Origin of the sequence: Paraburkholderia diazotrophica (assembly GCF_900108945.1) — a bacterium.
Taxonomy (GTDB): domain Bacteria; phylum Pseudomonadota; class Gammaproteobacteria; order Burkholderiales; family Burkholderiaceae; genus Paraburkholderia; species Paraburkholderia diazotrophica.
The window spans coordinates 51,624-73,874 of the sequence record NZ_FNYE01000010.1; the positions used below are offsets into that span (position 1 = coordinate 51,624).

Sequence of the window (22,251 nt, forward strand, 5' to 3'; positions counted from 1 at the left end):
CGCGCAAGCCGCGCTGGCAATGGTTCTGCGGCCTCGCTTACCGACGCCTTTCGCAAGCTTTGCAGTCTCGCGCCGACGTCGCATGGACTCGTCGCGTCATTGCGCGGGCGCAGCCGGAGTAGCGCGATCTACCCATCGGGAGGTAGCGCCAGCGGGCGATTGTGAGGCGAAATTGAACGGCAGAGACTTGCGGTCATCGACGCTGGCGTACCCGAGCCGTCCGATATCACCGCCTTCGCAACACAAACGCGTGCAGTCATTCCCCAGCAACGGTCCTTCTTTCGGGAAAACATCATGACAAGGCAATCCATTCTCAACGTCCGTCATCGTGAGCTAGGTTCGAAGCTCGATGGCGATTCCTGGAACGACATGCCGATCCCCTGGTACTACTCGGGCGATCCGTATGACGACGTGGTAGCCGTGCGCACGGCAGCGGGCCTCTACGACATCAGCGCGCTCAATATCGTGCGCGTGACGGGCCCCGATGCAGCAGCCGTGATCGACAGCCTCTGCGCGATCGACGTGAGCCGCATGAAACCCGGCACAGCACGGCTGGCGGCCGAAGTCGACGAGCGCGGCGGTGTCTGCGACGACCTCATGGTGATCTACGACGCTCCACAGCATTTCCGGCTCTCGCACGGCGGCGGCACCACGCAGACGCATCTGGAACGCGCCGCGCACAAGCGCAACGTCGAATGGCGCCAGGACTTCGATGTTCACATGCTGTCGCTGCAAGGCCCGCGTTCGACCGACATCCTGCAACCGCACATCGGCATCGAGCTGAACAGGCTGCCCTACTTCGCCCACGTCGAAACGCAACTGTTCGGCCGCAAGATCATCGTCTCGCGCGGCGGCTACTCGGGCGAACAGGGCTTCGAAGTGTCGTGCGCATCCACCGACGCCGTCGCGCTGTGGGACGACATTCTCGACGCGGGCAAGCCGCACGGCGCCGTGCCCGCATCGTGGATGTCGCTGGAAATCGCGCGTATCGAAGCCGCGCTGCTCTTCTATCCGTTCGACATGCCCGAAGGCAACACCACGCCCTGGGAGCTGAATTGCGACTGGATGGTCGACCTCGACAAGGCTGGCGACTATGCGGGCAAGCAAGCTTTGCTCGCCGCGCGCGGCAAGGAGCGCGTGAAGCAGGCGGGTGTCGTGGTGAAGCACGATGCAGCCGTCAGCGCCGGTTCGCCCATCTACATCGGCGACGAGCAGGTCGGGGTCGTGACGAGCGCGATTTTCAGCCGCTATCTGATGCAGTCGCTTGCGATGGTGCATCTGAAGCCGAGCCATACGGCACTCGGCACCAAGGTCGAGATTCGCGATACGGCAGGCAGGTTCAGCGGCGTCGTCAGCAAGACGCCGTTCTACGACCCGATGCGGCTTCGCACCCGCGTCGCCGCCTGAGTCCGTAGTCATCCGTCATCCCACGATACGGCGGCGCGCAGCGCGTGCCGCCACCACCAGAAAGACAGAGGCAGAGCGAAGCACAGCAACTGTCCAGCGGTCCCTGATCGGCCCCGCCTTTGTCTCACGTAGTCCATGCTAAAGGAGACACTTTCCATGCCCCGCGATCCCCGTCATGACGTGCTGTTCCAGCCGATCCAGATTGGCCCCAAGACGCTGCGCAACCGTTTCTATCAGGTTCCGCACTGCATCGGCGCGGGCAGCAACCTGCCAGGCTTTCAGGCGGCGCACCGCTCGATGAAGGCTGAAGGCGGCTGGGCCGCGATGAACACGGAATACTGCTCGATTCACCCGGAGTCGGACGACACGCACCGCCTTTCGGCCCGCATCTGGGATGAAGGCGACGTGCGCAACCTGCGCGCGATGACGGAAGAGGTACACAAATACGGCGCGCTGGCGGGCATCGAAATGTGGTACGGCGGCTCGCACGCGCCATGCATGGAAAGCCGCGCGACGCCACGCGGTCCGAGCCAGTACGCGTCCGAGTTCGAGACGCTGACGTATTGCAAGGAGATGGACCTCGACGACATTCGCGATGTCCAGCAGTTCTATGTCGATGCCGCGCTGCGCGCCCGCGATGCCGGTTTCGATATCGTCTATGTGTATGGCGCGCACTCGTATCTGCCGCTGCAATTTCTCTCGCCGTACTACAACAAGCGCACCGACGGCTACGGCGGCTCGCTCGAAAACCGCGCGCGCTTCTGGCTCGAAACGCTTGAAAAGGTGCGCCGCGCCGTCGGCAGCGACTGTGCAATCGCGACGCGCTTTGCCGTCGACACGCTGTACGGCAGCGGCGGCATCGAAGTCGAGAACGACGGGATGAAGTTCGTCGAAATGGCCGATTCGCTTGTCGACCTGTGGGACGTCGACGTCGGCGACATCGCCGAATGGGGCGAAGACGCGGGACCGTCGCGCTTTTATTTGCAGGGTCATCAGGTGCCGTGGACGCGCTTCATCAAGGAGGTGTCGAAAAAGCCGGTGCTCGGCGTCGGCCGTTTCACCGATCCCGAGAAGATGACCGAGATCGTCACCAAGGGAATCGCCGACATCATCGGCGCGGCCCGTCCATCGATTGCCGATCCGTTCCTGCCGAAGAAAATCGACGAAGGGCGTATCGACGACATTCGCGTCTGCATCGGCTGCAACGTGTGCATCTCGCGCTGGGAAATCGGCGGCCCGCCGATGATCTGCACGCAGAACGCAACGGCCGGCGAAGAATATCGCCGCGGCTGGCACCCGGAGAAGTTTGCCGAGTGCAGCTCGAACGACTCGATTCTCGTGGTCGGCGCGGGCCCGTCCGGATCGGAGTGCGCGCGCGTGCTGATGCAGCGCGGCTACACGGTGCACCTCGTCGATCAGGCGGAGAAGATCGGCGGTCATCTGAACAGCGTGGTCACGTTGCCGGGACTCGGCGAATGGGGCTATCACCGCGACTATCGCGAGACGCAGATCGCCAAGCTGCTGAAGAAGAACCGCCACAGCCAGCTCGCGCTCGGCCAGAAGCCGCTCACGGCCGACGACGTGCTCGACTACGGCGCGGAAAAAGTGGTGATCGCCACGGGTTCGCATTGGGTCGGTGACGGCACCAACTGCCTGACGCACGACCCCATTCCGGGCGCCGATGCATCGCAGCCGGACCAGCTGACGCCCGAACAGGTGCTCGCGGGCAAGAAGCCGATCGGCAAGCGCGTCGTGATCCTGAATGCCGACACGTACTTCATGGCGCCGAGCCTCGCGGAAAAACTCGCGGCGGCCGGTCACGAGGTGACGATCGTGAGCGGCGTGCATCTCGCGAACTACATGCACTTCACGCTCGAGTATCCGAACATGATGCGCCGCCTGCACGAACTGGGCGTGCATGAGCTGGGCGATCATTTCGCGAGCCGCGTCGAGCAGGGCCGCATCCAGATCTACAACATCTGGGGCGATGGCTCGCGCCGCACGTACAAGGGCAAAGGCCAGTTGCCGCGCGACGGGAACAAGACCCATCGCTGGCTCGAATTCGATTCGCTCGTGCTCGTGACGGGCCGCCGCTCGAACGACGGCCTGTATCGCGAACTGAAGCAACGTCAGAGCGAATGGGACGGCAAGGGCATCAAGTCCGTGTACCTGATCGGCGATGCCGAAGCGCCGCGCCTGATCGCCGACGCGACGTTCACGGGCCACCGCCTGGCACGCGAAATCGAAGAGCAGAACGCGCAGATCCCGCTGCCATACAAGCGTGAAGTCGCCGTCTGGGGCACGCCTCACAAACCCGGCGGCACCTTCGAGATCGTCTACAAGAAGTAGCAGGCGGCACGCGAGCCCGGCGGCTCGCGCCACCGTTCCCCGTCAGTCTGGACGCCACGCGCATCGCGCCGCCCGGCTCATCCTCACGGGATGATCCGCGCAGCCGGTGCCGTGGCGGGGGACCCCTTTTCCTCTTTCAACGGACGAGCCCATGTCGAGCGCAGCGACCTTCGATCCCGTCAACGTCACCCGGATTCTCTTCGAGGGCTTCCCCACGTTCGCGATCGTACTGTTCTATCTGGCGGGCGTCGCAGCGATGGCCGCGTTCGCGTGGGGCGTCTACGTGCAGGTGCGCAAGTACGGGCGCGGCAAGCCCGTCACGGGTCCCATCGATCTGCGCGCGCGCATCGGCGCAATGGTGCGCGTCGTGCTGAACCACCGCACGATTGCGCGCCGCGATCCCGCCGCGGGCCGCGCGCATCGCTTCATCTTCTACGGCTTCGCCGTGCTGTTCCTGGGTACGGCGACTGTCACCGTCGACTACGACATCACGGCCCGCTTTCTCGGCTTTCATTTCTGGAACGGCGATTTCTATCTGTTCTTCAAGCTGGCGATGAACCTCGCCGGCCTGTCGCTGGTGGGCGGCCTGATCTACATGATGGTGCGGCGCGGATGGATCAAGCCGCCGAAGCTCGATTACACGCGTCCAGACCGCAAGCCCGGCGACCCCGACTACGACCGCAGCGGATACCGCCGCGAAGACTGGGCTTTCCTGTGGTCGCTCGTGCTGATCGGCATCACGGGGTTCGTGCTGAGCGCGTTGCGGCTGGTGTGGCTGCAGGATCGCGCTGTCGTCTGGGACACGCGCTGGTGGTCGCCTGTGGCGGCGCTGCTTGCCGAAATCATGTGCGGCGCGGGACTCGGCGCATCGGCGGCTTACGTGTTGCGCACGGGCCTATGGTGGTTCCACGGCGCGCTCGCGCTCACGTTCATTGCGCTGATTCCCTACACGAAGGTCAAGCACATCTTCACGGCGAGCGGTTCGCTGCTGATGCGCGATCCGCTCGCCGCGCAGCGCCTGCCGAAAGTCGAGCCGGACGCCGAGCGCGCCGGCTACAAGACCATCACCGATTTCACGTGGAAGCATCTGCTCAATCTGGATGCCTGCACCAAATGCGGCCGCTGCCATGAGGCCTGCCCCGCGCGCGCCGTCGGCGCACCGCTGTCGCCGCGCGACGTGATTCTGTCGCTGCGCGAATTCGCGAACGACGCGCTGGAGAAAAACACACTGCCCGAAGAGGTGAAGCTCGACGTGCATGGCAAGGATATCGGTCAGGTGTTCATGGAAACCGTGTGGTCGTGCCGGACCTGCATGGCATGCGTCGAGATCTGTCCCGTCGCCGTCGAGCATGTGCCCATCATCGTGCAGTTGCGCCGCAATCTCGTCGAAGCCGGCGAAATGGAACCGCAGGTGCAAAAGACGTTGCAGGCGATCCACAAGAACGGCAACTCGTTCAACGAGTCGAAGCGCAAACGCGCGGCGTGGACGAAGACGCTGCCGTTCCCAGTCAAGGACGCACGCAAGGAGCCCGTCGACATGCTGTGGTTCGTCGGCGACTATGCGTCGTTCGATCCGCGCAACCAGCGCGTGACTCAGGCCTTCGCGAGGCTCCTGCACGGTGCGGGCGTGGATTTCGGCCTGCTGTTCGAAGGCGAGGCGAACGCGGGCAACGACGTGCGGCGTGTCGGCGAAGAGGGCCTGTACGAGCTGCTCGCGACGCAGAACATCGCGACGCTCGGCACGTCGCAGTTCCGCCGCATCATCACCACCGACCCGCATTCGTACAACACGATCCGCAACGAGTACCCGGACTTCGGCGGCCATTTCGAAATCGAGCACTACACGAGTCTCGTCGCGCGCATGATCGCGGAAGGCACGATACGCCCGAAGCGCAAGCTCGGCTATCGCGTGACGTTCCATGATCCGTGTCACCTCGGCCGCTTCAACAAGGGTTACGACGCGCCGCGCCAGATCATCGAAGCACTCGGATGCGAACTCGTCGACATGAAGCGCTCGCGCGACAACTCGTTCTGCTGCGGCGCGGGCGGCGGCCGCATCTGGATGAACGACCCCGTCGGCCAGGAAAAGCCTTCGCAAAACCGCATGAAGGAAGCGGCGGCTATCGAAGGGCTCGAAGTGTTCGTCGTGTGCTGCCCGAAAGACCTGACGATGTTCGAGGACGCGCTCAAGACGAGCGGATACGAAGGCCGTTTCGTCGTGCGCGAACTGATCGAGCTGATTGCCGAAAGTCTTGCCGACGCCGACGGCGACACGCCACCCGCCGACGACGTACGCGTCACCGCGGACGCCTGAGCAACGCCACGGACAGCCCGCCATGACGAGCTTCGCCAGTCCTGCCGAACGCCACCCTCGCCCCACCGATGCGGCGCGCGAGGGTGCACGGCTGCGCCGTCACTGGCGCGAACTGGTGCGGCTCGCGCTCGACGCGCCCGACGTGCTCACGTCGTCGATGCTCTATCCGCATGCGCAAGGCACGGATCGCAAACGGCTCGAAGCCCGCATGTTCGGCTCGCGCAGCGACCGGCTCGCGCTCGCTGCATGCGCGTATGCGCCGCCCGCTGTTCTCGCGCGGCTTTGCACGCTCGCGACGGCGGACGCGGATGCCACGCTCGCGACACGTCTCGCCCGTAACGCCGCCACGCCCGCGTGTGGCCTGCAACGGCTCGCCGACGGTCTGCAACGGCTCGACGATACCCGCACGCAGCCGTGTGGAGACCGCATCGCGCAACTGCTCGCGCGCCATCCGCTTGCGCCGCCCGCGCTGCTGGCGAGGATCGCGGCGAACACCGCGAGTATCGATACGTTACGCTCGCTATGCGAGAACGTCGGCGTGCAGCCGGATCTGCTCGCGCAACTGGCCGGCCGCGGCATCGAACCGCTGCAACGATTGCTCGCGATTCACTTCGCGACGAACGCGCATACGCTGCATCACCTGTGGCACAGCACGCGCGAAAGCGCCGTCCGCGCCCAGGTGCTGCGCCACACCGCGTGCCCGGGCGAGCTGTTGCGAAGCATCCCCGCATCGAGTCTGGAGCGGCGCAGTCTCGCGCTGAACGTGCGGACCATGGGTGAAGTTCTGACGGCGCTCGCGCGCGACGACGACCCCGCCGTGCGGCGCGCCGCGGCCACCAATCCGGCGACGCCCGCAGGCGCGCTCATTCTGCTGTGCTTCGATGCAGACCTTCTCGTCAGACGCGCGATCGCCGTGCGTGACGACCTGCCGCTCAAGGTCGTCGAGTGGCTCGCCGAAGACAGCGATGTGTGGGTGCGCAGCAGTCTCGCGCGCAACCGCGCCTGCCCGCGCATCTGGCTCGACCGGCTCGCGCGCGATCGCGAAGCGGACGTGCGCCGCTCGGTGACGCGCCACCTTGCGTGCCCGGCGCCGCTGCTTTCGCTCCTCGCAAGCGACGAAGTCGCATGGGTCAGAGCGGGCGTCGCGTTGCGTGACGAACTGCCGGGACGCGTGCTGCACAGACTGTCGCAAGACACCGATATCGACGTGCTGGCGGGCGTGGCGCGCAATCGCGGCACACCGCAGGCAACGCTCGCGCGCCTCGCCGGACATGCGTCGTCCGATGTACGGCGGTCCGTCATCCTGAACCGCCACGCGCAGCGGCGCGTGCTGCTGCCGCTGCGCGACGAGCCCTATCCGCTGCACCGGGTACTCGTATTCATGCATTCGAGCCTGACCGATGCGGACCGCTGGCGCATGCGCTTCGAACCGGATGCCGAGGCCCGCGCCCGCATGTACGGCCATCTCGCCTGCACGCTCGCCGCGGCGCTCGATCGCAGTCGCGAGCCCCCGTCCGTTGCGACCGCAACGCAAGCACATGAGCCGGGCACACATCAATTGACCACATCAGTGGAGGAGGCAGGATGAAGATACTCGTAGCCATCAAGCAGGTCGCGTCGCTCGATGAGGATTTCGAGCTGCGCGACGATGACCGCGACGTCGAAGCGGACTTTCATGTATTCGATCTCAACGAATGGGACCATTACGCGCTAGAACAGGCGCTGCTGCTGAAGGAAGCGGGCAATAGCGACATCGAAGTCGTGGTCGTGACCGTCGGCCCCGAGCGCGCCGACGAAGAACTGCGCAAATGCCTCGCGAAAGGCGCAGACCGCGCGATCCGTATCTGGAGCGACGAGCTGGAAGAGGCCGACTCCGTCGGCGTCGCGCGCGCGCTCGCCGCGCTCGCACGACGCGAAGCGCCCGACATGATTTTCGCCGGCGTGCAGGCGTCCGACCACGCGTACGGCGCAACGGGCATGGCGCTCGCCGGCCTGCTCGACTGGCCGCACGCGGCCGTCGTCGCGGGTCTCGAGTACACGCCGGGCGCGGGCACGGCCAGCGCGCGCCGCGAACTCGAAGGCGGCGCGTACGCGAACGTCACCGTGCAATGCCCGGCCGTCCTGACGCTGCAACTAGGCATCAATACGCCGCGCTACGCGTCGCTGCGCGGCATCAAGCAGGCGGCGTCGAGGCCGATCGAAACCGTCGCGCCGGACGCACTCGGTCTGAGCGCCGACGAAACGGGCCCGCGAGGCTCGCTCTCGCGCATCCGCCGCGTCTATGTGCCCGAACTCGGGCGCGCGCAGATGATCGACGGCACGCCAGCCGAACAGGCCGCCCGCCTCGCGGGCATCATCAAGGAACTTCGAGGGGAAGCGTAATGGGCGGGATTCTGGTTATTGCCGAACATCGTCAGGGACAATTGCGCCCTGTGAGCATCGAAGTGATCGGCGCGGCAGTTGCTGCGCGCGAGGCAGGCGGCGAACGCGTGACGGTCGCGGTGCTGGGCGCCGCGCCGGCGGCGTTCGTCGATGCGCTCAAGCTGGCGGGCGTCGATGAGATCGTCACCGTGCGCACGCAAACGGATGCGTTCGATCCCGACACGTACCAGGCGGTGGCACACGCGCTGATCGAGGCACGCAAGCCGTCGCTCGTGCTGCTGCCTCATACGATCGACACGCTGGGCTACGCCGCGCCCCTCGCCGTCAAAGGAAACTACGGCTTCACCACCGACGCGTTCGGGCTCGCGCGCGACGGCGAAAGCTGGATCGCCACGCGCTCCGGCTATGGACAGAAGGTCAACATGGAAATCGAGTTTCCCGGCCGCGCGAGTGTCGTCGTCACGGTGCGGCCCGGCGCCTTCAAGGCACCCGAAGGCGCGGGCACGCCCGAAGTCAGCGAGTTCGATGCACCCGCGCTCGCGCCACGCAGTCACCACGAGTCGTTCGAAGAACCCGCGGCGAGCGGCGACGTCGATATCGCCGGCGCGGACTTCATCATGTCGATCGGCCGCGGCATCGGCGAAGAAACCCATGTCGAGCAGTTCCGCGAACTCGCAAGCTCGCTTGGCGCCACGCTCGGCTGCTCGCGTCCCATTGCGGACTCCGGCTGGCTGCCCAAGGCGCACCAGGTCGGGCAGTCCGGCAAGACGGCCGCGAACTGCAAGCTCTACATCGCGATGGGCATCTCGGGCTCGGTGCAGCACATGGCGGGCATGAAGCATGTCGAGAACATCATCGCCGTCAATACCGATCCCGAAGCGTCGATCTTTTCGATCGCGAAGTACGGCATCGTCGGCGACATCTTCGATATTGCGGAAGAACTGCGCGGCCACTTCTAGGCCCGTACTATGGAAAACCCGGAATGTGCCTGCATTCCGGGTGCAAACTATTTTTTCAATTGCAGCAAGTTGTTAAACTGATTGAAGCAACACTTCGGCAATAGCAACAATAAGCCACCGCTCAAAGGTTCACGATCGCGCTGCGCCATGCGCGCAGTTTTCGCAGCCAGGCCAATGAAAGCCGATTGGTATGGTTAATGAGTCCAGGAAGAGCAGATGGTCCCTCACAAAGTACTTCTTATCGACGACCACGCGTTGTTTCGCAAAGGAGTCGCACAACTGATCCAGATGGACCCGGCATTCGAGGTCGCGGGCGAAGCGACCTCAGGCCGGGACGGGATCGACATGGCCGTGCAGCTCAAGCCGGACATCGTTCTGATCGATCTGAACATGCCGCGCATGAACGGTATCGAAACGCTGGAAGGCATGCGCAAGGCGGGCGTCGACGCGCGCTTCATCATGCTGACGGTGTCGGACAACGAACGCGATGTCGTGGCCGCGTTGCGTGCGGGCGCGCACGGCTATCTGCTGAAGGACATGGACCCCGAGGACCTGTGCGTGTCGCTGCAAAAAGCGCTCAAGGGCACAGCCGTGCTCAGCGAATCCGTGACGGGCAGTCTCGTTCATGCGCTCTCGGGCGGGCAGCGCATTCCCGCCGCGCAAAATGACCTGACGGCACGCGAACTCGAGGTGTTCGACTATCTGGTGTCCGGCCTGTGCAACAAGGCCATCGCGCGCAAGCTCGATATCAGCGTTGGAACCGTGAAGGTTCACGTCAAGCACGTGCTGCGCAAACTCGATCTTCACTCGCGTCTCGAAGCCGTGCTGTGGCAGCAGGAGCACGGCTCGCGCTCGCATTCCTGATCCGGCGGCGCGCATGCGCGCCGCTTCCCTTCGTTTCCCCGGGTGCGCTCACGTTCCGCTCACGTTCGCGCGGCATCATGCCGTGCGAACGTCGCGCACGTGCGTCTGGTTTACCTCTACTCCCTGCGAGGTAGACCATCGAGGCTGATTGTCAGGCCGAAGCCGATTGCCAATAATCGGCTTCAGTGTGGCGCACCTGTCCGCATGTCGGTGCGTCCGTGACTTCTCGGAGATGTTCACCATGTCGTCATGCCAGCCGCTCGCGGGAAAGAGTAACCGGGTCGAAGCCATCATGCGCGAGCGCCTTGGCGCATTCGCCCCGAGCGCGCCCGTCGTGCGCTCCTGGACGCGCTGCGTCGAACACTACGGTCTCGATCCCGACGCGTGTATCCCGCCGCCCGTGATGACGAGTGCGGAACTCGCGCTGCGCCGCGAGCAGAACGCTGATCTCGTCGATTGTGCGAAGCTCGAAATGGCGACGCTCTATCAGCAGCTCGGCGACTCCGAGCTCGCCGTCGTCATGACGGATGCCGATGGCGTGATCCTGCATCTCGCGTCGTCGCCCGAGTTCGCCAGCGAAGTCGAAGACTGGGGACTGTGCGCCGGCGCCATATGGAACGAGCGCGAAGCGGGCACCAACGGCATGGGCACCTGTCTCGCCGAAGGCGAGCCTGTCGCCGTGCGCCAGCGCGAGCACTTCTACAGCCGCTATGGCACGCTGACCTGCGCGGCCGCGCCCGTACTCGACGAACGCGGATCGATCGCGGGCGTGCTGGACGTCACGAGCCGCTCGCCCCTGTTGCAGCAGCACTCGCTCGTGCTCGTCGGCATGTCCCGGCAGATGGTCGAGAACCGCCTGCTCGATGCACGTCATACGCACGCGTATCGTATCCAGTTTCACAGCCGCCCTGAGTTCGTCGGCACCTTGCATGCGGGCAAGCTGACCGTCGGCGAAGACGGCGCGATACTCGGCGCGAACCGCAGCGCGCTCGTGCAACTCGGCTTCGTGTCGCTCGACGCGATCGCGGGCAAATCGATCACCGACATCTTCAATGCTTCTCTCGAGGAGATCGTCGCGCGCAGTGCACGCAGTTCGTTTTATCCCATCGCGATCTATCGCACGCATGCGTCGAGCCGCTTCTTCGTGGTCGCTCAGGAGCCGCGCGATCGCGCCGCGCGCGAAGCCATCGCACCGGCGCAGCGGGCCGCGTCGAACGACGACACGGCTGCCACGGGCGCCCGGCGTCTGGCACGCGCGACGCGGACAACGGGCGCGTCGGGTGCGTCGGTTGCGGGCACGGTGCGCGTCGAATTCGGCGACGCGCAGATCGCCAGTCAGTTCGATCTCGGCGCACGCGTGATCGATCGCGGCATCGCCGTGCTCGTGCATGGCGAGACAGGCAGCGGAAAGGAAGTGTTCGCCCATGCGCTGCACGCGGCAAGCGAGCGCGGCAATGGCCCGTTCGTCGCAGTCAACTGTGCTTCGTTGCCTGAACACCTGATCGAAAGCGAGCTGTTCGGCTACCGCGCGGGCGCCTTCACGGGCGCGCAACGCGAAGGACGGCGCGGCAAGATTCTGCAAGCCGATGGCGGCACGCTCTTTCTCGATGAGATCGGCGATATGCCGCTCGCGTTGCAGGCGCGTCTGTTGCGCGTCCTCGAAGAACGCGAAGTGACGCCGCTCGGTTCCGAAACCGTCGTCAAGGTGGACTTCCAGCTCGTCAGCGCAAGCCACCGCGATCTCGCGGAACTGGTCGAAAGCGGCCAGTTCCGCGAGGATCTGTATTACCGGCTCAATGGCGTGATGCTGGAGCTTCCCCCGCTGCGCGCGCGCAAGGACAAGCTCGCACTGATCCGTCATCTGCTGGAAAAAGAGCAGACCCCTGCTCCACGGCTTTCAGCGGACGTACGGCAGATTCTGCTCGATTGCGACTGGCCCGGGAATATCCGCCAGTTGCGCAACGTGCTGCGTACCGCGGCCGTCCTCTGCAACGGCGATGAGCTCACCGCGGCCCATCTGCCCGCGTGGCTCGTGCAGCGTGACAAGAACCTGCATCGCCCACGACCGGGCAGCCCCGCAGCGCCACTGCCCGAGAGCGACGAAGCGGCCGACGCGGAAGACGAAATGGACGCCGCTGCGCCGCTCAATGCGATTCTGCAGGCCGAACGCGAAGCGCTGCTCGCGCTGCTCGACAAGCATCGCTGGAACGTGAGCCAGGTCGCCATCGCACTCGGCATCACGCGCAATACGCTCTACCGGAAGATGAAGCGCGTCCACATCAAGACCTGACGCGCCTCGCCTTTTTCATAACGCGCCGCGCTCAGTTCGGCTGGCTTGTCTGCATCTCCTGCGCTGCGATGCCGCGATCGATACGCGTTGCGCGAGGCCATTTGCGCGACGGTCCGCCGATCAGCTCCGTCAACTCGCTGATGCTGTCGATCACGCGGATGCACGGCAGTTCGGACACGGGATGGTCGCCGCTGTAGCCATAGCTCACGCACACCATCGGCATGCCAGCGGCCTGGGCGGCCAGTGCATCCGTCGCGCAATCGCCGACGAAAAGCGTATGCGCCGGGTCGACGCCCAGCGCTTCGCACGCATGCAGCAGCGGCTCGGGATCGGGCTTGCGCGGCAAGCGCGTATCCCCGTCGACGACCATGTCGAACCACGTCTGCAAGCCGAAGCGCCACATCAGCGGATCGACGAAACGCGATTCCGTGTTGGTGACCACGCCGAGCTTGAGTCCCATCTCGCGCAGACTGTCGAGCGTCGCCTCGGCGCCCGGATAGAGCCGCGTCAGCTGGTCCCCGTCGCGGCAGATCTGGTGGTAGCACGTCTCGTAGCGGCGCAGCACGAGATCGAGCGTCGCGGGACGCGCGTCGACACCCAGCAGCGTCAGCGCGCGATCGACGAGAATCTCCGAGCCGCCGCCGATCAACGTCTGCGCAACGCCTGGCGCGAGCAAAGGAAAGCCGTTCTCGGCCAGCGCCCGGTTGAGCGCATTGCCGATATCCGGCGACGTATGCAACAGCGTGCCATCGAGATCGAACAGCACCGCATCGATCGGCAGATTGCGCGGCATGACTTGCATGTCTGTGTCTCCTGTTGACGGTTGGAATGTCCCCGCAGACGGTTCAGGCCGCCCGTTTCTGACGGTCGATCATCTGCAGGATCATGGGTGTGAAGATCAATTGCATCGCGAGTCCCATCTTGCCGCCCGGCACGACGATCACGTTCGGCCGGCTCATGAACGAGTCGTGCAGCATCGTGAGCAGATACGGAAAGTCGATGCCCTTCGGGTTGGCGAAGCGGATCACGACAAAGCTCTCGTCGGCGCTCGGAATGTCGCGTGCGGTGAAAGGATTCGATGTATCCACGGTCGGCACGCGCTGGAAGTTCACATGCGTGCGGCTGAACTGCGGACAGATATGGTGAGCGTAGTCGGGCATCCGGCGCAGGATCGTGTCCATCACGGCTTCCTGCGAATAGCCGCGCAGCGTCTTGTCGCGATGCAGCTTCTGAATCCACTCGAGGTTGATGATGGGTACGACGCCCACCAGCAGGTCAGCGTGTTGCGCCACATCGATGCCGCGTCCGACGAAGCCGCCGTGCAGCCCCTCGTAAAAGAGCAGATCCGTGGGCGGCGCGATGTCCTCCCACGGCGAGAACGTGCCCGGCTCCTGGCCGTACTCAGCGGCTTGGGCCTCGTCGTGCAGGTATTTGCGCACGCGCCCCCGGCCCGTCGCCGCATATTCGCTGAACAGCGCCGCGAGCTCCTCCAGCAGGTTTGCTTCCGGGCCGAAGTGGCTGAACTGACGGCGGCTCTCTTCCGCCTCCTTCATCGCGGCGCGCATTCCTGCGCGGTCGAAGCGATGAAACGCGTCTCCTTCGACGATCTGCGCATTGAGCTTTTCACGGCGGAAGATGTGCTGGAAGCTGTTCATCACGGTCGTCGTCCCTGCTCCACTCGAACCCGTGACGGCAACAATCGGATGTCTGATCGACATGGTGTCACTCCCGCCTACACGCGCGCTTCAGGACGAAAGAGCGAGCGCTCGTTGAAGAGCGGTGACGTGAACGGCGCATCCTCGCCACGCTCGTGTTCGCGGTGGTAGCGTTCGATGCGCTCGACTTCGCGCTGCGTGCCGAAAAACATCGGCGTGCTCGCCTGCATATCGCCCTGCACGTCAAGAATGCGCGCACGTCCCGTGCTGGCGAGTCCCCCCGCCTGCTCGACGAGCCATGCAAGTGACTGCGCCTGGTACAGCAGAGGCGCACGCGCGGCTCGCGGCGTTCGACGGCTCTCGCGCGGGAAAAGACACAAGCCGCCGCTCATCAGCGTGCGATGCGTATCGGCCGCGAGCGATGCGCTCCAGCGCGTGTCGAAGTCACGCTGACGCACGCCCCCGCTGCCGTCGCGGCATTCGCGCATGTAACGCTGCACGGGCGGCTCCCAGAAGCGCTCGTTGCCGCCGTTGATGGCCAGTACCGCGCCCTGTTCGGGAATGCGCAGCGCCTGATGCGTCAACACGAACTCGTCGCGCTCGCGGCAGAGGGTGAAACCGTGCGTGCCGCGCCCGATGGTGATCACCATCATCGTCAAGGGTCCAAACAGTGCGTAGCCAGCGGCAAGCTGCTTCGTGCCCGTGATCGCGCATCCTCCCGCGGCGCTTGCAGCACCCGCGAGGCGCAGCGAGAAAACGGTGCCGAGTGCATCGTTCGATCCTGCATTCGCGGTGCCGTCGAGCGGGTCGGCAAAGAGCACATAGCGCCCCGCCGACGTCGTGCGCACGGATTCGACACCAGCCGAGACCATGCCCGCGACTTCCGAGCCGCGTTCATACATCACGGCTAGCACGTCATGCGCGCCCGTATCGGGCGCCGTGTGATTCGAACGCGCGTGTGCTGCATGGACGGCTTGCTGTCCGCTGATCGCACCCCGCCCGATGCGGGCAGCGATGATCTTCACCGCCTGCGCGATTTCGTCGATCACAGCGCAAAGCCCGGCAGCGTCGGCGGCGTGCACGACGCCTGGCGCCTGCGAGCGGCGAGGAGCGAGATGCGCGGCAAGGAAACTCGACAGCGTCGGTTGCACGGCGCGCTCAACGGCTGCGAAATCGTCGTTGTCGCGCTCGCCGCAGTCGTCGTTCGCGACGCCGACCGGGGGCGCCTGTTCGCCTGGTTCAATTCGTGCATTCATGGTGACCTCGATCGTCCGTTGCTTGCGATGACGGCTGGCAATCACAGTAAGCCAGCCATCTGTCGAGAGAAATTCAGATATTTTTATTTGCGCTTTAAGCGACGCTTATCTGTCGCTGGATGGAGTGCCGATCATGCTCAACCTGCTTCGCAACCTCACGCTGCGCCAGTTGCAAATCTTCTCGGCGGCCTCTCAATACGAGAGCTTCGCCCGCGCCGCAGACGATCTGCATCTGACACAGCCCGCCGTCTCCATGCAGATCAAGCAGCTCGAAGAGGCGATCGGCTTGCCGCTCTTCGAACGCATCGGACGGCGGATCACGCTCACCGAGGCGGGCGCGACGCTGTCGCATCACGCGAAGCGGATCCTGGGCGACATCAGGAACGCCGAAGATGCGATGCGCTCGCTTTCGTCGGCCGATAGCGGAACCATCTCCATCGGTCTCGTCAGTTCGGCGCGATACTTCGTCCCTCGCCAGATCGCGCGCTATGCGGAGCGTCATCCGAAAGTCGATATCCGCTTCCTGATCGGCAAACGCGATGTGCTGCTGCGCCAGTTGCAGGACAACGCAATCGATCTCGCCGTGATGGGGCGACCGCCCGTCGACTTCGACGCGCACTGCGAACCGCTCGCGTACAACCCGCATGTGATTGCCGCGAGCGTGACTCATCCGTTCGTCGATGCAGCGTGCTTCGACTTGCACGAATTGCGCCATGACACGTTTCTGATGCGCGAGCCCGGCTCCGACACGGCCGTCGTCGCAGCCGATATGTTCCAGCATCATCTCTTCACACCGGCCCGCACGCTGGCGCTCGACAGCCACGAGACCGTCAAGCAGGCCGTGATGGCGGGCATGGGCGTAAGCGTGCTGCCGCTGCACACGCTGCGGCTCGAACTGCTGGCGCGAGAGGTGTCGGTTCTGCGCGTGAACGGCACGCCCATCGATCGCGTCTGGCACGTCGTCCACATGAACGCAAAACAACTATCGCCGACCTGCTCCGCCTTCAGGCGCTTTCTGATCGAGAAAACGGGCGCCTGGCTCGAAGGCCAGTTCGCGGAGCTCACGCCGCCCCCGCACGCTGCGAGTCCGTTCGTGCAGACATGAAGCAGAATGTCACCGATTCTGCACAAGGTTCGACTGCACACTTTCCTTCGCGACGGATGTTCTTCCAGAAGCACACACTGCGTTCGCACACAGTCTTGCAGGCGCTCATCGTTGCGTGCGCCTCCTATGGCATGACGCTTGCGTTTCAGGTCCCCGACAACGATGACCCGTCATGGGATTGAGGAACGCGCATATGAGCCGATATGGCATCGCTGAATCGACGGCGAAACACACTAGCATCGTCACCGTGAATGCTCCCGGACGCCTGCATCTGGGATTCCTCGATCCGGGCGCGTCGCTCGGCCGGCGCTTCGGCAGTCTCGGGCTCGTGATCGACGGCATCAGCACGACACTCGACGCGCGCCTTTCCTCGGACGATGAGGATCACTACACGGCTGTGCCTTCCGCGTGCGATGAGTTGCCGCGTATTCAAGCCCACATCGAAACGCTGCGCAATCTGACGGGCATCGACGCACCCATCGATGTGCGATTGCAGCGCACGTTGCCGGCTCATGCGGGTCTCGGTTCCGGCACGCAACTGGCGCTCACCGTCGGCCATGCGTTCGCCCGCCTGCACGGTCTCGACATGAGCGCAGCGCAGCTCGCACCAGCACTTGCGCGCGGTGCGCGTTCGGGTGTGGGTATCGCCGGGTTCGAGCGCGGCGGCCTGATCGTCGATGGCGGTCCACGCGGGCCGGGTATCTTGCCGCCTGTGCTGTCGCGCTTCGACTTCCCATCCGCATGGCGCGTGATGCTCGTCTTCGACGATTCACGCACAGGGCTCTCAGGGCCGGCGGAGCGCGAGGCGCTCGCCGCGTTGCCGCCGTTTCCGCAGGCGCTCGCTGCGCACGCGTGTCACCTCACGATGATGCAGATCCTGCCCGCCGTCGCCGAACATGAGTTCGCGCCATTCGCGCAGGGCGTGAGCGCGCTGCAGGACGGCATCGGCCGCTACTTCGCGAAGTCGCAGGGCGGCATCTATACGAGCCCCGATGTCGGGCGCGCACTCGACTGGATCGGCGCGCGCTATTGCGCGGGCGTCGGTCAGAGTTCATGGGGACCGACAGGCTTCGCGATCATGGAATCGCAGGAAGAAGCAGAACACGCATTGCGCTCCGCGCGTGACGCGAATGCGATTGGAGCCGGGCTGCGAGTCGAGATAGTCAGAGGACTCAACTCGGGCGCCACCGTCAGCTGGGCGTCCGCCCAGGATTGATCCATCCTGTTTGCCGAGGAAACATGGAACGCCAACACATTCTCCACATGTTCACGCCGGGACGGCAGATGAGCCCGTTCGACGTGAACATGGCCGTCGATGCCGGATATCAGGTCGTCGTGCCATACACCGATGTCGACGTGAAGATGATCGGCCCGCTCACCCAGGACGCGATTTTCTCGCGCGGCCCCAAGGGTGTCGCGCATACGGGCATCTTTATCGGCGGACGCGACGTGATGCTCGCGACGGACATGCTGCGCCTGTCTCGCGAAGCGATGGTGCCGCCGTTCGAAATCTCCGTGTTTGCCGACCCCAGCGGATCGTTCACGACGGCAGCCGCGCTCGTCGCGAGCGTCGAATCGCAATTGCGCAGCGCCTTCGATACCGGCCTCGACGGCAAGCACGTTCTCGTCTTCGGCGGAACGGGTCCCGTCGGCCTGATCGCGGGCGTGCTGGCTGTACAGGCCGGCGCGCGCGTGTCGCTGGCGAGCAGCCGTGGGCTCGCCGCCGCACACGATGCATGTGAGCGCGCCGGGGCGCATTTTGGCACCACACTCGAAGGCGCCGATGCGAGCACGGCGGACGCGCTCGATTCGATCTTGAAGTCGGTCGACGTCGTCTTTGCGACGGCCGCTGCCGGTGTCGAAGTGATGAGCACGCAGCAGGTGAACCGCGCGGCGCGCCTGCTCGTCGCCGCGGATGTCAACGCAGTGCCGCCCGCGGGCATTGCAGGCGTCGGCGTGATGGACAACGGCAAGCGCATCGGTCAGCACGGCGCGCTCGGCATCGGTGCGCTCGCGATCGGCAACGTCAAATATGAAGTGCAGCAGCGACTGTTCATGCAGATGCTCGCGTCGAAGCAAAAGGTCTATCTGGGCTTCGAGGATGCGCTCGAGATGGCCCGGCGCGTCGTCAGCGAACGTTCGTCGCTTGCTGCGGCTTGATGTCGTCATGACGCCCGCCGCCGTCGTCGCGCGCGGCGACGATCACATCCATCGACACCATCAGGAAGCCAGGCCATGCAGACCTCCTCCTCCCTCGCTGAAGTCGCGCCAACTTCGTCTTTTCTGAGCGTCAATACGCTCGTGCGGCCATTGATCGCCAGTCTGCTCGAACGGCAGGCGGAATTGGGCATCGAAGTCCGGCGCGACGAGCGCGGCGTGACGATCGTCGATGCGGGCATCGATGCATCGGGCAGCGTCGCCGCGGGCATCGCGATCGGCGAGATCTGCATGGGCGGTCTTGGCCGCGTCGCGTTGCGTGCTGCCGCGTCACGCAACGCGGCAGACGAATGGCCGACGTTCGTCGAAATTGCCAGTGCGCAACCCGTTCTCGCCTGCCTCGCGTCGCAATACGCGGGCTGGAGTCTCGCGGCGAGCAAGGAAGAAACGGGCGGCAAGAAGTTCTTCGCGCTCGGCTCGGGACCGGCGCGCGCGCTCGCCTGCAAGGAACCGCTGTTCGACGAACTGGATTACCGCGACGTCGTCGCGACGGGCTGCCTCGTGCTCGAAGTGGACCGCCCGCCGCCCGCCGTCGTCATCGACAAGATCTTGCGCGACTGCAAGTTGCAGCCGCGCAATCTCACGTTGATCCTTACGCCGACCGCGAGCCGCGCCGGCACGACGCAAGTGGTGGCGCGAGCGCTCGAAGTGGCGCTGCACAAGGCGCATGAACTCGGCTTCGCGCTCGACGACATTCGCGAGGGCAGCGCAAGCGCGCCGCTGCCGCCGCCTGCGCAGGACCCCGTCGACGCGATGGGCCGCACCAATGACGCGATCCTGTACGGCGGCCGTGTCCATCTCACCGTGACAGGCAGCGACGACGCCGCGCGCGATCTTGCGCGACGCCTGCCGTCATCGGCATCGAAGGACTTTGGCCGTCCGTTCGCGGACGTATTCAAGGAATACGAATACGACTTCTACAAGATCGATCCCGCGCTCTTTGCGCCCGCCGAAGTGTGGGTGAGCAATCTCACCACGGGCCGGACCTTCCACGCGGGCGCTACCCGTTTCGATCTTCTGCGTCCGCTGTGGCTCGATGAAGCCTGAGAGGTCCGAGATGACAGGCATCCCGCTCGCTGTTGCGATCATGACGGATGAAACCGGCTGGCATACGTCGCGCCTCAAGCGTGCGTTGCGCGAGCGTGGCGCGCTTGGCCGCTGCGTCGATCTGGCCGACTGCCGCTTCGACACCACGCACGCGCCGCATGGCCTCGCGATACCCGGCTATGGACGTGGACTGCCCGATGCCGTCATCGTGCGCGGCATCGCGGGCGGCACGTTCGAGCAGGTCACCGTGCGGCTGGGCATCCTGCACGCACTTCGGGAACTCGGCGTGCCCGTCTACAACGACGCGCGCGCGATCGAACGCAGCGTCGACAAGTCGATGACCACGTTTTTGCTGCATCGCGCGGGCATTCCGACGCCACCGACCTGGGTCAGCGAATCCGCACCGTTCGCGCAACGCGTGCTGATGCGAGAATGCGCGAAAGGTCACGACATCGTGATGAAGCCGCTATTCGGCTCGCAAGGAAAAGGCATTGCGCGAGTCGGCGCAAGCAGCGAAGGTTGCGAACCGCTTCCTGCGTTGAAAGCGTATGGGCAGCTTGCGTATCTGCAGCGTTTCGTCAGGCCCGTCAGCGAGCCGGGCTATGACTGGCGCGTGATGGTCATCGGCGGGAAGGCCGTGACGGCGATGCGCCGGATCAGCGAGCATTGGGTGCACAACGTCGCGCAAGGCGGACGCTGCGAAGCGGCAGCGCTCAGCGAACCGCTCGCCACGCTCGCCGAGCGCGCGAGCGCCGCGCTAGGGCTCGACTATGCGGGCGTCGATCTGATTCCTTGCGACGACAATTCATTCGGCGCGACCGTCATCGAAGTCAACGGTGTGGCTGCATGGCGAGGGCTGCAGTCCGTGACGCCGTTCGATATCGCGGGCTGCATCGTCGACGATCTGCTGAACCGGCGCATGGCGCTCGGGCGAAGCACGGGCAACATCAAGGAAGTCGCATGACGCCCGACACGCGCATCGATACGATCACCGACGCCTTCGTATGGGCGTGCACGCTCGATGTCCTCTGCGCGAAGCCCGGCAACGTCAGCATAGGCGCGCGGGGCCACGGGATGACCGCGCGTCATTTTCTCGCCAGCGCACAGGCGGCACGCTATGCCATAACAGCGCGAGGCGCGCCTGTGGGAGAGCGCATCGAACGCGCAGTGAGCATGTCGATGGCGGCGGCCGGGTGCAATACGAATCTGGGTATCGTGCTGCTGTGCGCGCCCCTTGCGCACGCGTTCGAGAACCTGCTTTGCATGCGCCCCACACCCACGGTACACGACGCGCATGTTGCCCTACGTGCGACGTTATCGCGTCTGGATCTTGCCGATGCAAGCGCCGCGTATCGCGCGATCGCGCTCGCCAATCCGGGCGGGCTGGGAGAAGCGCCCAGCCAGAATGTCGGTACGGCGCCGACCGTCGATCTGCTGTGCGCGATGTCACTCGCGAGGGACCGCGACAGCATCGCGCGTCAATACGCAAACGGGTTCGCCGATGTGCTCGGATATGGGCTCAGCCAGTTGCGCGCGGCATTGGGCTGTGGTCCCGTCGATGAGCCGTGTCTCTTGCAAGCGGTACTCAGAACCTGGCTTGGCTTTCTGTCGCACTGGCCCGACTCGCATATCGCGCGAAAGCACGGTATCGCGCTGGCCCGCAAGGTCACTCAGGATGCCCGCACGTGGCACGCTCGGGCGACGCTCGATCCCATCGAACTCGCAGCATGGGACACGGCACTGAAACGCGACGGCATCAATCCAGGCACGAGCGCCGATCTCACAGTCGCGACGCTGTTCGCCGCCGCATCCCTCGACCCGTCGTTGCTGCGCGTGCGCTGCTTCGAAAGCGAAAGCGAAGCACGCGCAGGCAGCCTCGATATCGCAATCGAAAGCTGAGCGACACGCGCCTGTTGCACTGCTTCGCCTCGTGCGTCGACGTTCACGGCCAACGCACGGTCCGTTCGATCGTCACACCCACTGCCTTCACGTTGGCGAATTTGCGGGGCTTCGCCAGCGAAACCCGAACCCAATGCGCGCCGAAGTCGACGAGCAGCATCTGCGCGATCGTTTCCGCCAACGCCTCCAGCAATTGCAGCTTGTGCGTCGCGAGCAGCGATTCCAGCGCCGTGTGCACCTTGCTGTAGTCGATGGTGTCGAAGATGCGATCTGTGTCGCATGCGTGACTGTGCGGCACGCCCGCCCACAGATCGATCCGCACCGGCTGCGGAGTAGTCAACTCGTCCGGGTCGATGCCGATGACCGTATCGCCCTCGAAGCCTTCGATAAAGATCACGTCCATTTCCGACGCAGCGAGATGTGGCCGCTCGAGCACGTTTTTGTCGATGACGTTCATCTGGGTTCCTTATGGTCGGTTCGTCGATCGCTGTCATGCAAGAAGCGGCC

At 64.8% G+C, this 22,251-nt stretch carries 18 protein-coding genes; 14 read left to right on the plus strand and 4 right to left on the minus strand.

From position 1 onward, the window contains the following. Positions 1-294: 294 nt before the first annotated feature. The 8 genes from BMW76_RS14980 to BMW76_RS15015 all read left to right on the plus strand — a co-directional run bounded on the left by BMW76_RS14980 (position 295) and on the right by BMW76_RS15015 (position 12,565). Positions 295-1,407 carry an aminomethyltransferase family protein gene (locus tag BMW76_RS14980; protein WP_090866218.1) on the plus strand — a complete coding sequence of 371 codons (1,113 nt, stop codon included), beginning with the start codon at positions 295-297 and terminating at the stop codon, positions 1,405-1,407. Positions 1,408-1,563: 156 nt separating this feature from the next. Beyond that, positions 1,564-3,756 carry an oxidoreductase gene (locus BMW76_RS14985; RefSeq protein ID WP_090866220.1) on the plus strand — a complete coding sequence of 731 codons (2,193 nt, stop codon included), beginning with the start codon at positions 1,564-1,566 and terminating at the stop codon, positions 3,754-3,756. Between the two features lie 151 nt (positions 3,757-3,907). Beyond that, on the plus strand, positions 3,908-6,070 hold the full coding sequence (locus BMW76_RS14990; RefSeq protein WP_090866222.1) for a heterodisulfide reductase-related iron-sulfur binding cluster: 2,163 nt from the start codon (positions 3,908-3,910) through the stop codon (positions 6,068-6,070). 22 nt (positions 6,071-6,092) lie between these two features. Further along, complete coding sequence (locus BMW76_RS14995) at positions 6,093-7,658, plus strand: hypothetical protein (protein WP_090866515.1); 1,566 nt, start codon at positions 6,093-6,095, stop codon at positions 7,656-7,658. Next, positions 7,655-8,452: an electron transfer flavoprotein subunit beta/FixA family protein gene (locus BMW76_RS15000; RefSeq protein WP_090866224.1), complete on the plus strand. Its 798-nt coding sequence runs from the start codon at positions 7,655-7,657 to the stop codon at positions 8,450-8,452. Before BMW76_RS14995 ends, BMW76_RS15000 begins: the two co-directional genes overlap by 4 nt. Continuing rightward, a complete protein-coding gene (locus BMW76_RS15005; protein ID WP_090866226.1) occupies positions 8,452-9,411 on the plus strand; it encodes an electron transfer flavoprotein subunit alpha/FixB family protein in 960 nt (319 codons plus the stop codon). Before BMW76_RS15000 ends, BMW76_RS15005 begins: the two co-directional genes overlap by 1 nt. A gap of 216 nt (positions 9,412-9,627) precedes the next feature. Further along, the gene (gene narL, locus BMW76_RS15010) at positions 9,628-10,275 is read left to right on the plus strand and encodes a two-component system response regulator NarL (RefSeq protein WP_090866228.1); all 648 of its coding nucleotides are present in this window, start codon (positions 9,628-9,630) and stop codon (positions 10,273-10,275) included. A gap of 241 nt (positions 10,276-10,516) precedes the next feature. Beyond that, entirely contained in the window at positions 10,517-12,565 is a 2,049-nt protein-coding gene (locus BMW76_RS15015) for a sigma-54-dependent Fis family transcriptional regulator (RefSeq protein WP_090866230.1), read from the plus strand. Positions 12,566-12,596: 31 nt separating this feature from the next. On the opposite strand, the gene gph is transcribed toward BMW76_RS15015, so the two are convergent. From gph to BMW76_RS15030, 3 genes are read right to left on the minus strand one after another with little or no spacing between them, the layout of a single operon-like run. Further along, complete coding sequence (gene gph, locus BMW76_RS15020) at positions 12,597-13,367, minus strand: phosphoglycolate phosphatase (protein WP_090866232.1); 771 nt, start codon at positions 13,365-13,367, stop codon at positions 12,597-12,599. A gap of 43 nt (positions 13,368-13,410) precedes the next feature. After that, positions 13,411-14,283, minus strand: coding sequence for a phosphoribulokinase (locus tag BMW76_RS15025; protein ID WP_090866234.1), 873 nt, complete (start codon positions 14,281-14,283; stop codon positions 13,411-13,413). 14 nt (positions 14,284-14,297) lie between these two features. Then, entirely contained in the window at positions 14,298-15,476 is a 1,179-nt protein-coding gene (locus tag BMW76_RS15030) for a class 1 fructose-bisphosphatase (protein ID WP_090866236.1), read from the minus strand. A 133-nt stretch (positions 15,477-15,609) separates the two neighbouring features. Between BMW76_RS15030 and BMW76_RS15035 the strand changes: the two genes are divergently transcribed. From BMW76_RS15035 to BMW76_RS15060, 6 genes are all read left to right on the plus strand, one after another. Further along, positions 15,610-16,581, plus strand: coding sequence for a LysR substrate-binding domain-containing protein (locus tag BMW76_RS15035; RefSeq protein WP_090866238.1), 972 nt, complete (start codon positions 15,610-15,612; stop codon positions 16,579-16,581). Between the two features lie 193 nt (positions 16,582-16,774). Then, the gene (locus BMW76_RS15040; RefSeq protein WP_177200393.1) at positions 16,775-17,797 is read left to right on the plus strand and encodes a beta-ribofuranosylaminobenzene 5'-phosphate synthase family protein; all 1,023 of its coding nucleotides are present in this window, start codon (positions 16,775-16,777) and stop codon (positions 17,795-17,797) included. Positions 17,798-17,820: 23 nt separating this feature from the next. Continuing rightward, positions 17,821-18,741 (plus strand): NAD(P)-dependent methylenetetrahydromethanopterin dehydrogenase, encoded by a 921-nt coding sequence (locus BMW76_RS15045; protein ID WP_090866241.1) that lies wholly within the window; start codon positions 17,821-17,823, stop codon positions 18,739-18,741. A gap of 75 nt (positions 18,742-18,816) precedes the next feature. Next, on the plus strand, positions 18,817-19,845 hold the full coding sequence (mch, locus tag BMW76_RS15050) for a methenyltetrahydromethanopterin cyclohydrolase (protein ID WP_090866243.1): 1,029 nt from the start codon (positions 18,817-18,819) through the stop codon (positions 19,843-19,845). Positions 19,846-19,855: 10 nt separating this feature from the next. After that, positions 19,856-20,809 (plus strand): ATP-grasp domain-containing protein, encoded by a 954-nt coding sequence (locus tag BMW76_RS15055; RefSeq protein ID WP_090866245.1) that lies wholly within the window; start codon positions 19,856-19,858, stop codon positions 20,807-20,809. Further along, positions 20,806-21,744, plus strand: a complete 939-nt coding sequence (locus BMW76_RS15060; protein WP_090866248.1) for a triphosphoribosyl-dephospho-CoA synthase — start codon at positions 20,806-20,808, stop codon at positions 21,742-21,744. The genes BMW76_RS15055 and BMW76_RS15060 overlap by 4 nt, the downstream gene beginning before the upstream one ends. 43 nt (positions 21,745-21,787) lie before the next feature. Here BMW76_RS15060 and BMW76_RS15065 read toward each other — a convergent pair whose 3' ends face one another. Continuing rightward, positions 21,788-22,201, minus strand: a complete 414-nt coding sequence (locus tag BMW76_RS15065; RefSeq protein WP_090866250.1) for a dihydroneopterin aldolase — start codon at positions 22,199-22,201, stop codon at positions 21,788-21,790. Positions 22,202-22,251 lie beyond the last annotated feature (50 nt).